This window comes from Lysobacter sp. M15, assembly GCF_022662515.1.
GTDB lineage: Bacteria > Pseudomonadota > Gammaproteobacteria > Xanthomonadales > Xanthomonadaceae > JAKPBU01.
In genome coordinates, this window is record NZ_JAKPBV010000011.1 from 345,918 (window position 1) to 360,437 (window position 14,520).

Genomic DNA, 14,520 nt, shown 5'->3' on the forward strand with positions numbered 1-14,520 from the left:
GCCATGCGCGCTGCCAGCCTGACCCTGCCCCGTCCCTGCCGCGCCAGGCCCGTCTACTTCACGTGCACTCCGGCAACCCGTAACCTGCCGGCGATGAACGACGCCGCCGCGGCCAGCGAACCGAGCGATGAAACTCTGATGCTGGCCTATGCAGCCGGGCAGGTCGACGCGTTCGAGCAGCTCTACGCGCGTCATCGCGGACCGCTTTATCGTTTCCTGGACCGCCAGCTGCGCAACAGCGCGCTGACCGACGAGTTGTTCCAGGACATCTGGCAGAAGGTGATCGCCGCGCGCGCCGGCTGGCGTCCCGAGGCCGCGTTCGGCACCTGGTTGTTCAGGATCGCGCACAACCGCCTCAACGACCATTGGCGCGCGCTCAAGCATCGCCCGCCTGCGCCCATCGACGCGGACGAGCGCACGGCCCGGGTACCCGACCCTCACACCCCCGAGCGCACCCTTTCGGAATTCGAGCAGCGACGCAGGCTGCAGATGGCGCTGGCGGAGCTGCCGGACGAGCAACGCGAGGTGCTGTTGCTGCGCCTGGAGCAGGAGCTGACGCTGGAGGAGATCGGCGAGATCACCGGGGTGGGGCGCGAGACGGTGAAATCGCGTCTGCGCTACGCGATGGACAAACTCCGCGCGAGACTGAGCGAATGACCGGCGCACGACACGAACCGTTGACGCAGGAAGAGCGCGTGCTGGCCGACCGGCTGGCACGGCTGGGTGCGTCCGGCGAACCCTCGGCGGCGCTGGATGCGCGGATCCTGGCTGCCGCCCATGGCGCGGTGGCGGCGCGTCCTCGCAAGCCCCGTCCGCGCTGGCCGCTGGCATTAGGCGCCGTGGCGACCCTGGCGCTGGCGATCGGCATCGCATGGCAGTTGCGGCCCTCGCAGGAGCAGGTACAGGTCTATTCCGAGGCACCAGCCGCCGCGCGTGCGATCCGCAGCTCGGGTCCGAGCGCGGCAGAGGAACTGCCGGTCGCCGCAGCAGTGGCTCCGCAACCTGCCCCGATCACCGCACCACCGGAGCCTGCGACAGAAGCCGCACCACTTCCCGCCGAGTACGCGCGGCCGCAAGCGTCGAGCCAAACCACCGGGCAAGCGAAAGCAGTCGTCGAACAGGAACGCGACGCCTTCCCCGCGTCAGAGCGATCCCAGGTGCGTATTGCGCCTGCCCCCCCGCCACCGCCCGATGCGCAGGACATCGTGTTCGACGCTGCCGAACCGGTCGATGTACCGCCGGCGCAGGCGCCTGCGCCCGTGCCATCTCCCGTCGATGCGACGGAGAACGCGGCTACCGCAGGCGCGGCTGCGCGCGTGCGGCGCGAATCCGCCCCCGAAGCCAAGGCAGCGGCCGACGAGGACACCGCCCTCGACCAGATCACCGTGACCGGCACGCGGGTCGAGCGCGACGCCGCCGGCTTCGAGGACCAGGCGATCGACGACCAGCCGCCGGCCACCGCGGATTCGCCGGCGGTCCAGCGCGCCTGGCTGCAGCAGATCCGCGAACTCGTCGCCGACGGCGAGATCGACGCCGCACGCGAGAGCCTGGCCGAGTTCAAGCGCCGCTACCCGCATTACGCGCTGCCGGACGACCTCGCCGAATTCGCGCCGTGAGCCTGCATGCCCTGGTGGCGCCGGTCGCGCATGCGATCGAGGTCAAGCACAGCCGCTTCCGCGCCCAGGCCGCTCCGGTTGCCACGCCCGACGCAGCGATGGAATGGATACGCGACGTGAGCGAGATCGAGGCGACCCATCATTGCTGGGCCTGGCGGATCGGAGCCGAATACCGGAGCAGCGACGACGGCGAACCCGCAGGCACAGCGGGGCGCCCGATCCTGGCGGCGATCGATGGCCAGGGCTTCGACCGGGTCGCGGTGGTGGTGAGCCGCTGGTACGGCGGCATCAAACTCGGCGCTGGCGGGCTCGTGCGCGCCTACGGCGGCGCCGCGGCCGAATGCCTGCGCACCGCGCCGCGCACGCCGATCGTGCCCCTGGTCGAAGCCGACCTCGCCTTCCCCTTCGAAGACACCGGCGCAGTGCATGCTGCGTTGTCCGCGCACGCTGCCGAGAAGCTGCACGAGCGGCATGTTGCAGACGGCACCCGGATCCGGATCCGCCTGCCTGCCGCGGCGGTCGATGCCTTGAAAACGCAGTTGCGCGACGCCACCCGTGATCGGGTGACAGTCCTTCCCCTCGCATAGCCACGGCGTCCGGACAGGCACTCGCGGTCGCGCGGGATTGCCTACAACGGCAGGCCGGGGTTCCAGTCGTTTCGCGGAATCGCTCGCCGGATGGGCAAGCGATCCCGCTCCTACAATGCCCGATTCGCAGGCCACTCCCGATCGTGACCGAACCTACAGCGCCTTCGTCCAAAGCCCCCATCGGCACGCTGCGTGCCTTGTGGCCGTTCGTCATGCGCCAGCGCGCGCTGTTCGGCGCCTGGCTGGTGGCGCTAGCGGCCGCTTCGGCCGCAACGCTCAGCCTGCCACTGGCCGTACGCCAGATGATCGATCGTGGCTTCTCAAGCGGCGACAACATCGACCGCGCATTCGGTCTGCTGTTCCTGGTCGCATTGGCCCTCGCCCTGGCCAGCGCTGCGCGCTTCTACTTCGTCTCTCTGTTGGGCGAGCGTGTGGTTGCCGACCTGCGGCAACGGCTGTACGCCCACCTCATCGAGCTGGACGCCGGGTTCCACGACCGCAACCGCAGCGGCGAGCTGGTTTCGCGCCTGACCGCCGATGCCGAACTCCTGCGTAGCGTGGTCGGTTCGAGCATGTCGGTGGCCCTGCGTAGCAGCGTGACCGTGATTGGTTCGCTGGTGATGCTGTTCGTCACCCAGCCGCGACTGGCCGCATATGCGCTGGTCGGCATCCCCCTGGCGGTGCTGCCCATCGTGCTGGGCGGGCGCCGCATCCAGAAGATCTCGCGCGCCAGCCAGGATCGCGTGGCCGATGCCAATGCGCTCGCAACCGAGGCACTTGGCGCGGTGCGCACGGTACAGGCGCATGCGCGCGAGCCCTACGAGCGGCGGCGCTTCGGCGACGCCGTCGCCATCGCCATCGCGACCGCCCGCAGGCGCATCCGCTCGCAGGCGATCGTTACCGCGGTCGCGATCACCCTGATCTTCGGCGCCATCACCCTGGTGCTGTGGTCGGGCGCGCACGACGTGAATGCCGGACGCATGACCGCGGGCACGCTGGGGCAGTTCGTGCTGTACGCATTGATCGGTGGCGGATCGGTCGGCGCCCTGGCCGAAGTCTGGAACGAGCTCCAGCGCGCGGCCGGCGGCATGGGCCGGATCAACGAGCTGCTGCAGGAAGCGCCGGCGATCGCCGCACCGGCGGATCCTGCGATCCTGCCGCAGCCGCTGCGCGGCGAAGTCACGCTCGATGACGTCACCTTCCATTACCCTGCCCGTCCCGATCTGCCCGCGCTGGAAGACTTCAGCCTGCACGTTCATCCTGGCGAAACCGTCGCCCTGGTCGGACCGTCGGGCGCCGGCAAGAGCACCGTGTTTTCGCTGCTGCTGCGCTTCCACGATCCACAGCGCGGGCGTATCGCGGTGGATGGCATGGATATCCGCACCCTCGATCCTGCCGCGTTGCGCGAGCGCATCGCGCTGGTTCCGCAGCAGCCCACGATCTTCGCGGCCTCGGCGCGCGACAACATCCGCTACGGGCGCCTCGAAGCGGACGATGCGGAGGTCGAAGCCGCGGCACGTTCCGCCGAGGCCTACGAGTTCCTGTCGATCCTGCCCAAGGGCTTCGACGAGGAACTCGGCGAACGCGGTGCGCGCCTGTCCGGCGGCCAGCAGCAGCGCGTGGCCATCGCCCGCGCGCTGCTGAAGGACGCGCCGATCCTGCTGCTGGATGAGGCGACCTCCGCCCTCGACGCGCAAAGCGAACGCGCCGTGCAGCTGGCGCTGGAGCACCTGATGCAAGGCCGCACTACCTTGGTGATCGCGCATCGCCTGGCTACCGTGCTCAAGGCCGACCGCATCGTGGTGATGGATCGCGGCCGGGTGGTCGCCGAAGGCACGCACGAGCAGCTGCTCGCCCAGGATGGGCTTTACGCGGAACTTGCGCGGCTGCAGTTCATCGACTGAAGGCGGAGAACTGGCAGCTTCGAACTACACCGACGCCGTGCGTGTCGCCAGCTCACGGCACAGCGCGGTGGTCGCCTCGTCCGCCGGGAAGCAGCACTCGATATGCAGCTCCTGCAGGGTGATGTCGCGCGTCGTGCCGAAGCGGGTGATGGTGGAAAAAAACCGCAGCTCCCGTCCGCCCCCGCGCATGACCGTGGTCAGCAACGGCGAAGGCACCGCTTCCAGGTCGCGCGTGCGCCAGCGCGTCGGCACTCCGGGGTAGGCCAGCGCCTCGTCCAGGAGCGCGCGGGCGCGCACATCGGTGGGCACGGCGGCGACCACGTCGTGCAGATGCCGGATCAGGTCGCCCGCCACGGCTTCCCAATTGGCGAACGCGGGCCGCAGATCCTCGGGATCGAATACCTGCCGGATCATGTTGTCGTGCGCACTCGTTCGCCCGCCCATGACCAGCGCATTGACCCGTGCCGCGGCCGTGTTCGCCATCAGGATGTCCCAGTGGCGGTTGAGGACGAAGGCGGGATAAGGCTCCTGCTGGGCCAGGATGAAGTCGATCGCGCGCCGCACCGGTGCCAGGTCCGGCGTGCCGAGCGCGCTCTCCGGATGCGTGGGTGCATAGCCGGCGGCCAGCAGCAGCGCATTGCGCTCGCGCAGGGGCATGTCCAGGGCGTCGGCCAGGCGCGCGACGGTTTCGCGACTGGCCTGGGCCTTGCCGGTTTCGACGCAGCTCAGGTGCCGGGTCGAGATGTCTGCGGACAGCGCCAGATCGAGCTGGCTGAGGCGTCGAGCGGCGCGCCATTCGCGCAGCAGCGCGCCGATCGGCGTGGGACCGGCGTCGGTTGATCGGTTCGTTGCGTGCATGCCTGCAAGCATAGAAGGCCGGCGGAAGCGGCACCATGACCTGGCAGGTCATGCCGCCATGACCCGGCGCGTCATTGCCTGCATGTCCGACACGGTGGAAGCTTGCCTACCCCTTCTGCCGAGGCATCCGCATGACCACGCAACACGACCGCGCCGTCCATTTCCACGCCCTGCACCAGCCCGGAGATCCGCTGGTGCTGTTCAATGTCTGGGATCCGGGCAGCGCGAAGGCTGTGGCCGCGGCCGGCGCCGCCGCGCTCGCCACCGGCAGCTGGTCGGTGGCCGCAGCCAATGGTTTCGACGATGGCGAGCGCATGCCGCTCGCACTGGCCCTCGACAACCTGCGGCGCATCGTCGCTGCGAGCACCCTGCCTGTGACCGTCGACCTGGAAAGCGGCTATGGCGAAACGCCGGAACAGGTCGCCGCCACGGTCTCGGCGGCACTCGACGCCGGTGCGATCGGCTGCAACCTCGAGGACAGCTTCCCCGAGAGCGGCGCATTGCGCGATGCGGCCGATCAGGCGCAGCGTCTCGCCCAGGCGCGCAAGGCCGCCGATACGGCCGGCATCGCGCTGTTCATCAACGCACGCAGCGATGTGTTCTTCCAGAAGCCGGGCGAAGCGCATGACGAGGGGATGGTCGACGAAGCCCTCGACCGTGCGCGCGCCTATGCCGCAGCGGGCGCGAGCGGGTTGTTCCTGCCCGGGCTTTCCGATGAACGCCTGATCGCGCGCGCCGTGCAGGGCTCACCGCTGCCGGTCAATGTGATGGCGATGCCGGGCACACCGCCGATGGCGCGCCTGCGCGAACTCGGCGTGGCCCGCGTGAGCCATGGCCCGGGGCCGTATCGCGGTGCGATGCAATGGCTGCAGGACGCGGCGCGCGACGCGATGGCGTGACGCGCCGCGCTACGGCGCGATCCGGGTGTCGGTGGCGATCCAGTTGGTTTCCCAGGTCCTGCCGCCGTCGTTCGAATAGGCCTGCTCGAAACGGGCCGAGTTGGCGGTGACTTCGGAGATCACGAAGCGCACGAGGATGGTGCGACCGTCGAGTTCGTCCTGCCCGTAGAACTCGCCGATGCCGTCGCGGAAGCCGCCCAGCACCGGTTGGGTGAGCAGGCCGTTGCGGATGTTGGCGAAGTTCAGGCTCCACTGCTGCGCCTGCGGCGCGTACAGGCGCAGGCTCACGCCTTCGATGCGGCCTGCAGCGCCTTCGACCTCCAATTCCACCAGGTTGGCGCGGCCATCGAGTGCCGCGCGCACCACGCTGGTACCTTCGTATTCCAGCCATTCGTGCGATCCGGACAGCGGCTTGGCCAGCCGGCGCAGGCGGGTTTTCCAGGTGCCGATTTCCCAATCGAAGTCGTGCGCGCCATCGCGTGTCGCAGCGGCAGCGGGCGAATCAGCCTGCGCCTGGGATGCGGAAAGCGCCGGCATCGGCAGCATCAGGCAAAGCGCCGCAACCAGGGCCGGGATCGGGCTTTGCATTGCGGCGCTCCGTTTCGCATGATGGCGGTAGCATGCAAACGCGGGGCGCCCATGCACAAGAATGCACCTGCAGGTAACCCTCCCGGAACGCGGGTCGATCCGCTTGCCGACTGCCCGCTGGCCGCCGCGTTCGCCGCCATCGGCGGTAAATGGAAACTCACCCTGCTCTACTGGCTCGCCCACGGCGAACTGCATTTCGCCGGCCTGCAGCGCCGGGCCGCGCCGATCTCGCACAAGGTCCTGGCCGAGCAGCTGCGCGAAATGGAAGCGCACGGCATCCTCGAACGCATCCCCACCGGCGCCGTGCCCGCCCCGGTGATCTACCGGCTCACGCCGTACGGCACGACCCTGCTGCCGATCATCGAAGTGGTGCGCGTGTGGGGCGAAGGACATTTGCGCCGTCTGAGGGGTTCACCTGCGCCTTCGGAGTCCAGGCTGGCCTGCGTCGAGGCAATCGTCCGCTAGTGCGGCGCTACGCGACGACCCGCATCTGATGTCGTCCGCAGGGTTTAGGCTGGGGCTATTGCGCGCGCGCTTCCAGCTTGGCCTGCATCAGGTCGATCTCGCGCCTCTGTGAGGCGATGATGTCACGGCATAGTTGTTGCAGTTCGGGATCACGCAGCCGGTTGCGTTCGCACATCAGCAGCGCGCCGGCATGGTGCGGGATCATCGAGCGCAGGAACTGGCGGTCGTCGATCGCCACCTGCGCACGGATCATCCACCAGCAGGCAAGGCCCAGCGCGACGCCTCCCGCCAGCAGCAGGGCATTGAGCCGGCGATGCGGATACATGCGCCACATCAGCGCCAGTTCGATCACCAGCATCGGCGCCACCATCAGGCCAGCCATCCACGCCTGGTTGAGATTGTTGTGCACGTTCTGCCAACGATCGACCATCGCGTACATCAACGCATACATGGCCAGGAACGAAAGCACGAGCATCGCGCCAAGACGCACGTAAGGGCGGCCATGCTGGTCGCTGTGGCGAGTGTCTGCGTGGTGCGTTTGCATCGCATGCCTCCAGGCATCAGTCATGTGGATATACGCCGCAGCATGCTTCGCCGGCAGTCGACGTCGCGCGAATACCAGGCCAATCGGGGCCTGACTCCTGAAAGATGCGTCCAGCACAGCGTTTACGACGGCACGCTCACGCGATCACGACGCATGCGAAACGCGCGGAACCTGCTGCACCACAGACTGCCGAGCGCAGTTGCCGGTGCATGTGCTGCGCGTCATTGCATCGGCAAGGACCGTTCGATCGCGGCATCGAGACCCGCGCTGGCCGTCAAAGCCCCGGCAGCCACTCCGTACTCGTGGCCACCACTCAACCGGGTGTCGCAGAACGCTTCCGCCACCGGGCTTGCCGCCCGTAGCAGCACACTCGCCTGCAGGGCCAGGGCAAGGGAGACGACGAAGCGCCGCGCCTGGCTCTGGTCGACCGCCTTCGATCCGTGCAGGACCGGATGCAGGCGTTCCACGGCCGCATCGCAGGCGGCGTTGCGGCCAGCGGCAGCCGACAGTTCCGTCCACAGCGCCGGCCCGGTCTCCGGCTCGCGCTGCAGGGCGCGCAATACGTCCAGGCACTGGATGTTGCCACTGCCCTCCCAGATCGAATTGAGCGGCGCCTGGCGGTACAGCCGCGGCAGCAACGACTCCTCGACGTATCCGTTCCCGCCCAAGCATTCCTGCGCTTCGTTGACCACCACGACCGCGCGCTTGCAGATCCAGAACTTGCCGATCGCGGTCGCGACGCGGGCCAGGGCAGCCTCCTGCGGGTCGGTTGGCGCCCGATCCACCGCCCCCGCAACGCGGATCGCGAATGCGGTGGCCGCTTCGGCCTCCAGCGCGAGGTCGGCCAGCACGGTGCGCATCAGTGGCTGGTCGACAAGGCGTTGACCGAAGGCGCGGCGATGGCGGCAGTGGTGCAAGGCCTGCGCCAGCGCCATACGCATCAGCCCGGCCGACCCGAGCATGCAGTCCAGACGCGTGAGCATCACCATTTCCAGGATCGTGGCGATGCCCCTGCCCTCCTCGCCCACGCGCAATGCCCATGCGCGGTCGAATTCCACTTCGCTCGAGGCATTGCTCCAGTCGCCGAGCTTGTCCTTGAGTCGCATCAACCGGAACGTGGTGCGGGTACCGTCGGATTTCCAGCGCGGCATCAGGAAACAACTGAGCCCGCCCGGTGCCTGCGCGGTGACGAGGAATCCGTCCGACATCGGCGCAGAGAAGAACCACTTGTGGCCGCTGAGCTCGTATTCGCCGTCCGATGCGCGAGGCACCGCGACCGTCGCATTGGCGCGCACGTCGCTGCCGCCTTGTCGCTCGGTCATGCCCATCCCCAGCGTGATGCCGGGCTTGTCCCCGATCGGCCGATTGCTCCCGTCGTACCGCGGCGCGGCGGCCTTCTGCCCCCATTCGCGCAGGCGCGGCTCGCGGGCGAGCACGGGCACGGCCGCATGGGTCATGGTCAGCGGGCAGCTGCTGCCCGGTTCCACCTGGTAGTGCAGATAGCTCAGCGCCGCCCGCGCCACATGGGCACCGGGGACGGGTTCGCACCAGGACAGGCCGGCGACGCCGTTCTCGATCGCGGCCTGCATGATGGCGTGGTAGTTGGGATGGAATTCGACAATGTCGATGCGCTCGCCGTAGCGATCATGCGTGCGCAGCCTCGGACGATCGCGATGCGCATCGAAGGACAGTACATACAGCTCGTTTCCGGCAAGCCGGCCGTAGTGCGCAAGACGGTCCGCGAAGCCGCCGCCACCCTCGCGGGCGACCGCTTCGCGCAGGGCCAAGTCGTCGGCCCAGAGATCGCGGGGCGCAAATTCGGGCGCCTGGTTGCTGTCCACAGGATCCGTCATGCGCCCATTGTGCGCCCATCGGGCGCGGGTCCCCGTGTCCCCGGATTCAGGACAGTGACCGGTGCTTCACACGCCCTTTAGTGCGCAGACGCGAGAGTCGGCCACCCCTGCGCAAGGCACTGGCGATGGACATCAAGCATGAATCTGCGCGGCAGCCAGAACTCCGGCGGACAACGGCGGCAATGCCACGCGGCCGAATCGTGGACGACACGCGCCGGTCGCACCGCCAAGACATGGGTTCAAAGCCATGAGCTCGGGGCGCGACTCGTTCCTGTACCGCAACGGTTTGTCGCTGGTACTGCTGGCCTGCATGCTGCTGTCCCTGGGCGGCCAGATCTTCGCCGGCTGGCGCGTCTACAACACCGAACGCCTCGAGCACGACGCCGCGGCGCTGACGCTACCGCAATACCTCACCAGCGGCCACTTCGTATCGGCCACCTTCGAGAATTGGGAAAGCGAGTTCCTGCAGATGGCGATGTACGTGCTGCTGACCGTCACGCTGCGGCAGAGAGGTTCGGCCGAGTCGCGGCCGTTATCGCCGGAGCAGGAAAAGGAGCGCATCGATCGCGGCCCGAAGCCGTGGCCCGTGCGTATGGGCGGCCTGTGGAAAACGCTGTACGGGCATTCGCTGGCGATCGCCTTTGGCCTGCTGTTCGTACTGTCGTTCGCACTGCATCTGCACGGCAGCTGGCAGCACGAGCGCGCCGAGCGCCTGCTTCAGGGCGAGGATCCGATCTCGCTGGGCCATTACGTGCAGGAGGCGCAGTTCTGGTTCGAATCCTTCCAGAATTGGCAAAGCGAATTCTTCGCGGTTCTGGCGCTGGTGGTGCTGAGCATCTGGCTGCGCCAGAAGGATTCGCCGCAGTCCAAGCCGGTGGAGGCACCGCACGCCCAGACCGGCGTGTGAGGTGCAGACATTGGACATTGATCGGGCGGCTGCCATCCGCCGCCTGCGTGAGCGCGCCTGGGAACCTTTCGGTACCCCGCATAAAAAAGCCCCGCCATCGGCGGGGCTCCAAAAATCTCGTATGCGACTACGGGATCAGGCGGCGACGGGCTGTACGTCCGCGGCCTGGGCGCCCTTCGGGCCCTGCTGTACTTCGTAGCTGACCCGCTGGCCTTCCTGCAGGCTGCGAAAGCCCTTGGAATTGATCGCGGAGAAATGCACGAACACGTCCGCGCTGCCGTCCTCGGGGGCGATAAAGCCGAAGCCCTTCGCGTCGTTGAACCACTTCACTGTTCCGTACTGCATGGTGCGTGTGACCTCGTCTGGATGGGTACGCCGCGGCGCGTGGGGCGGCCGGCGGCGGCACGAGTATGCTGCAGCCTGAACGGCGCTTGCAATCACCCGGCCAGGATTTCCCGCAACAGCGCGGGCAGTCCCGCCGATGCCGCCGCGACGTTGTCCAGCACGTCCTGCAGGGTGATGACCTCGTCCGGGTCGGGGCCTGCGCCGGCCGCCCAGTTGGCCACGATGGCCAGGCAGGCGTATTCCAGGCCCAGTTCTCGGGCAAGCCCGGCCTCCGGCATCCCGGTCATGCCGACCAGGTCGCAGCCATCGCGGCGCAGTCGCGCGATTTCCGCCTTCGATTCCAGTCGCGGCCCCTGGGTGGCGCCGTAGCATCCGCCATCCACCAGCGCCACGTCGGCGCGCTTAGCCGCGGCCAGGATCGTGCGGCGCAACATCGGCGCATAGGGATCGCCGAAGTCGACGTGCAGCACCTCGCTGCCCTCCTCCTCGCAATACGTCGAGATGCGGCCCCAGGTGTAGTCGATCAGCTGCTCGGGACACGCCAGCACGCGCGGCCCGAAGCGTTCGGTGATGCCACCGACCGTATTGAGGGCGAGCACGCGCGTCGCACCCAGGGCATGCAGCGCGGCCAGGTTGGCGCGGTAGTTGATCCTGTGCGGCGGCAGCGAATGTCCTTCGCCATGGCGCGCAAGGAAGGCCACGCGCTTGCCTGCCAGGGTGCCGATGCGGATCGGGCCCGAGGGAGGTCCGTACTTGGTGACGGGCTGATGGGCTTCGGCGTCCTGCAACTCGGCCAGGGCGTAGATGCCGGTGCCGCCGATCAGGGCGAGGTCGATGGGGTCGGTGGTCATGGGCTTAGGGTAACCGGGGGCATGGTGGTTTGCTGGTTTGTTCTGGGCGGGTTTTCGTACCGGGATACCGATCTTTCGCCGTTTGAGCTCAGAGCTTTCGCCTGAAGGCGAGTTACTTTCTTTGCTGGTGCACTGCGCCGAAGGCGCGAACGGCGGAGCCGGCCCGAAGGGCGAGCCACGTAGTGGCGAGTAAAGAAAAGTAACCAAAGAAAGCACCTTCCTCGACAGGTCGCTCAAGGAATCTGAGTGGCGAAGGAATTTTCGGACTCGGCATCCTGCCTCGATCCGAAAACGGCGGCCATCCATGGCCGCCGCCCCTCCGGGGTTTCCGGTCGGCGGTGGCTGCTGCAGGGCCAGGAAAGTCAAAGGCGCAGGACTACGTCAGATCGCCAGAAGAGCTCCGGGGCAATGAGCGCGAGCTTTGGCATTTGATGTTTTCTGCGCTGCGCATGCGACCTGCATCCGAACACCCGTAGGGCGGCCGGCATGGATGCCGGCCGTTTTCGGACCGAGCCATGGATGGCGAGTCCGAAAATGGCGACAGCACCGCACATCCCTTGAGCGGTGTTGACCTCACGAGTAGGTGCTTTCTTTTGGTTACTTTTCTTTACTCGCCACTACGTGGCTCGCCCTTCGGGCCGGCTCCGCCGTTCGCGCCTTCGGCGCAGTGCACCAGCAAAGAAAAGTAACTCGCCGCAGGCGAAAGCTCTGCTCCTATGAATGCTGCGACAGGACCACACGAAATGCAGCAACAACGTCCTTGACTCCCCGCCTGCGCGGGGATGACGGCATGGCATTAGCGCGGATCACGAAAGCAGGTGCGCGGTGCGACCAGCTCAGAAACGGAGCTTCATGAACTCCGCCGCGTCACTCCCTCAACGCATAGATCGCCGGCAGGTTGCGCCCCTGCTCGTAATAATCCATCCCGTACCCGAACACATATGCGTCCGGCACCTCCACCCCCACGTAATCGGCTTCAATGCCTTCCACGCAGCGGTCGTGGACCTTCACCGCCAACACCGCCACGCGCACCTCGCGCGCGCCCTGGTCCTCGCACCAGCGCTTGACCGCGAGCAGGGTGTGGCCCTCGTCCAGGATGTCGTCGGCCAGCAGCACACGCCGGTCGCGCATAGGTGTGGCAGGGCGATGCAGCCAGGCCAGTCCCGAGCCCGAGGTCTGACCGCGGTATCGGGTCGCATGCAGATAGTCGAACTCGAGGTCGAGTCCGCGCTCGCCGAGCGCGAAGGCCAGCTGCGCGGCGAACGGCAGGCCTCCGTGCATCACTGTGACGAACAATGGCACCTCGTCGTCGCTGAAATCCGCGCGGATTGCATCGGCCATCTGCTCGATCGCCATCGCCAGCGCATCGCGATCGTGCACGACATCGGACTTGGCCAGGGCATCCTTCAGCTGCGGACCGGTCATGCGGCGCCTCCAAGCCGGTCGAGGGCGGATCGCGCGCTGTCGTAGCGCATGTCGGCAAGCAGGCCGTCCCAACCCATCGGACCGCGTCCGATCAAGCCAGTCAGCGCCATGGTATTGAGGCTGCGACCGGCGACCGCCGCGAGCGATTCGTCGACCAGATCGGGATGGCAGACCAGGACCACGTCGCATCCGGCGTCCAGGTGGGCGTGCACCCGCGCCGCCACCCCACCGGCGGAGAATGCGGCGGCCATCCCGATGTCGTCGCTGAAGACGACGCCTCGAAAGCCCATGTCGCGGCGCAGGATGTCCTCGATCCAGGTCCGTGAGTACCCGGCCGGTTCCGGCGCGACCTGCGGATAGACGACATGCGCCATCATCACCGCATCGGCGCCCGCCTCGATGCCGGCCGCGAACGGCACCAGATCTTCGCGACGGATGGTGTCCAGCGATCGGTCGTCGACCGCGCTGTCGAAATGCGTGTCTTCGGCGACCGAACCGTGTCCGGGGAAATGCTTCAACGTGGCCGCCATGCCCGCACTGTGCATACCCTCGACATAGGCGCGGGTGAAGGCAGCCACCACGTCGGGATCGGGTGAGAATGCGCGGCTGCCGATCGCGCGGTTGCCGCGGCCCAGGTCGACCACGGGCGCAAAACTCAGGTCGACGCCGCTGGCACGCACCTCGCTCGCCATCAACCAGGCGTGCTCGCGCGCTCGCGCCAGCGCCGCATCCGGATCGCTGCGATACAGCGTGTCGAAGCGCTCCAGGGGCGGCAATGCGCTGTATCCGTCACGGAACCGCTGCACCCGGCCGCCTTCCTGGTCCACGCAGATCAGCTGCGGCCGCGGCGCCGCGGCGCGGATGGCCGCCGAAAGATCGGCGACCTGCGCCCGGGAGGCGAAATTGCGCGCGAACAGCACGACTCCGGCGCAGGCGTCATGCTGCAACCAGTCGCGTTCGCGCGCTTCCAGTTCGGTTCCGGTCAGACCAATCAGCAGCATTGAACTCTCCGTCGCGTGCGCCGTACGCACGAGGGTGATGCCCGGTTCAGATCGCGCGCACGGTACACGCTAGGCATCGGCGGCGGCGCGCTCGCCAGGATTCCATTGCGAGAACGGACGCGACGCCAGCGCCAGATTGTAATAGCGCGCAAGCCCGGTGACTTCCGCGCCCAGCCAGTCCGGTCGCTCGAACGGTTCGTCGACGCTTTCCAGCTCGATTTCGGCCACGACCAGCCCGGCGTTGTCGCCCAGGAACTCGTCGATTTCCCACAGGTGCGTACCATGCCGGACCAGGTGACGGCGCTTGTCGATGGTTCCGCCCACGCACAGCGCCATCAGGGCCTGCGCGTCGTCGACCGGAATGGGGTAGTCGAATTCCTGGCGGCTGCACCCTAGTTCGCGCGATTTGAGATTGAGGAAGGCCTGATCGCCCGCGATCCGGACCCGGACCGAAGCGCGTTGCGCCGCGTTGCCATGCACCGCCTCGTCCATCGCATCCTGATCGTTGAGATAGCCCTGGGTCATCGGCACGACCGCGCGCGCAGCGGCACGCCAGGCGTCGCCGGCGACCAGGAATTTTCGTTCGATCTCGATCCCCATCATTCACCCTGGACAGCGGCGTTGGCCGCGATTACATGTGCGCAGGTCGGGGCTACGCGCCGTCGGCCAGACATCGA

At 67.7% G+C, this 14,520-nt stretch carries 16 protein-coding genes; 7 read left to right on the forward strand and 9 right to left on the reverse strand.

The genetic code is table 11. The features are described 5' to 3' along the window. Positions 1-93: 93 nt before the first annotated feature. The 4 genes from MC380_RS10115 to MC380_RS10130 all read left to right on the forward strand — a co-directional run bounded on the left by MC380_RS10115 (position 94) and on the right by MC380_RS10130 (position 4,107). Entirely contained in the window at positions 94-657 is a 564-nt protein-coding gene (locus MC380_RS10115) for an RNA polymerase sigma factor (protein WP_242103411.1), read from the forward strand. After that, entirely contained in the window at positions 654-1,616 is a 963-nt protein-coding gene (locus tag MC380_RS10120) for a hypothetical protein (protein WP_242164572.1), read from the forward strand. Before MC380_RS10115 ends, MC380_RS10120 begins: the two co-directional genes overlap by 4 nt. Beyond that, positions 1,613-2,203 (forward strand): YigZ family protein, encoded by a 591-nt coding sequence (locus MC380_RS10125; RefSeq protein ID WP_242164574.1) that lies wholly within the window; start codon positions 1,613-1,615, stop codon positions 2,201-2,203. The genes MC380_RS10120 and MC380_RS10125 overlap by 4 nt, the downstream gene beginning before the upstream one ends. Before the next feature lie 143 nt (positions 2,204-2,346). After that, a complete protein-coding gene (locus MC380_RS10130) occupies positions 2,347-4,107 on the forward strand; it encodes an ABC transporter transmembrane domain-containing protein (RefSeq protein WP_242164575.1) in 1,761 nt (586 codons plus the stop codon). A gap of 24 nt (positions 4,108-4,131) precedes the next feature. Here the strand turns inward: MC380_RS10130 and MC380_RS10135 are convergent, their stop codons facing one another. Next, positions 4,132-4,965, reverse strand: coding sequence for a helix-turn-helix transcriptional regulator (locus MC380_RS10135; RefSeq protein ID WP_242164576.1), 834 nt, complete (start codon positions 4,963-4,965; stop codon positions 4,132-4,134). A 131-nt stretch (positions 4,966-5,096) separates the two neighbouring features. Between MC380_RS10135 and MC380_RS10140 the strand changes: the two genes are divergently transcribed. After that, positions 5,097-5,864 (forward strand): isocitrate lyase/phosphoenolpyruvate mutase family protein, encoded by a 768-nt coding sequence (locus MC380_RS10140; protein ID WP_242164578.1) that lies wholly within the window; start codon positions 5,097-5,099, stop codon positions 5,862-5,864. A gap of 9 nt (positions 5,865-5,873) precedes the next feature. Here the strand turns inward: MC380_RS10140 and MC380_RS10145 are convergent, their stop codons facing one another. Beyond that, positions 5,874-6,452, reverse strand: a complete 579-nt coding sequence (locus MC380_RS10145; protein ID WP_242164580.1) for a hypothetical protein — start codon at positions 6,450-6,452, stop codon at positions 5,874-5,876. A gap of 51 nt (positions 6,453-6,503) precedes the next feature. Between MC380_RS10145 and MC380_RS10150 the strand changes: the two genes are divergently transcribed. Beyond that, entirely contained in the window at positions 6,504-6,917 is a 414-nt protein-coding gene (locus MC380_RS10150) for a helix-turn-helix domain-containing protein (protein WP_242164582.1), read from the forward strand. A 55-nt stretch (positions 6,918-6,972) separates the two neighbouring features. Here MC380_RS10150 and MC380_RS10155 read toward each other — a convergent pair whose 3' ends face one another. Further along, on the reverse strand, positions 6,973-7,461 hold the full coding sequence (locus tag MC380_RS10155; RefSeq protein WP_242103403.1) for a DUF305 domain-containing protein: 489 nt from the start codon (positions 7,459-7,461) through the stop codon (positions 6,973-6,975). A 221-nt stretch (positions 7,462-7,682) separates the two neighbouring features. Beyond that, positions 7,683-9,314, reverse strand: a complete 1,632-nt coding sequence (locus MC380_RS10160) for an acyl-CoA dehydrogenase family protein (protein ID WP_242164584.1) — start codon at positions 9,312-9,314, stop codon at positions 7,683-7,685. Between the two features lie 247 nt (positions 9,315-9,561). On the opposite strand from MC380_RS10160, the gene MC380_RS10165 reads away from it, so the two are divergent. Next, complete coding sequence (locus MC380_RS10165) at positions 9,562-10,221, forward strand: DUF6766 family protein (protein WP_242164586.1); 660 nt, start codon at positions 9,562-9,564, stop codon at positions 10,219-10,221. A 135-nt stretch (positions 10,222-10,356) separates the two neighbouring features. Here MC380_RS10165 and MC380_RS10170 read toward each other — a convergent pair whose 3' ends face one another. From MC380_RS10170 to MC380_RS10190, 5 genes are all read right to left on the reverse strand, one after another. After that, complete coding sequence (locus MC380_RS10170) at positions 10,357-10,566, reverse strand: cold-shock protein (protein WP_242103400.1); 210 nt, start codon at positions 10,564-10,566, stop codon at positions 10,357-10,359. 92 nt (positions 10,567-10,658) lie between these two features. After that, positions 10,659-11,417 (reverse strand): S-methyl-5'-thioinosine phosphorylase, encoded by a 759-nt coding sequence (locus tag MC380_RS10175; protein ID WP_242164588.1) that lies wholly within the window; start codon positions 11,415-11,417, stop codon positions 10,659-10,661. Positions 11,418-12,284: 867 nt separating this feature from the next. Continuing rightward, positions 12,285-12,842: a hypoxanthine-guanine phosphoribosyltransferase gene (locus MC380_RS10180; RefSeq protein ID WP_242164590.1), complete on the reverse strand. Its 558-nt coding sequence runs from the start codon at positions 12,840-12,842 to the stop codon at positions 12,285-12,287. Beyond that, entirely contained in the window at positions 12,839-13,843 is a 1,005-nt protein-coding gene (nagZ, locus tag MC380_RS10185) for a beta-N-acetylhexosaminidase (protein ID WP_242164592.1), read from the reverse strand. Before nagZ ends, MC380_RS10180 begins: the two co-directional genes overlap by 4 nt. 69 nt (positions 13,844-13,912) lie before the next feature. After that, positions 13,913-14,443, reverse strand: coding sequence for a CYTH domain-containing protein (locus MC380_RS10190; RefSeq protein ID WP_242164886.1), 531 nt, complete (start codon positions 14,441-14,443; stop codon positions 13,913-13,915). Positions 14,444-14,520 lie beyond the last annotated feature (77 nt).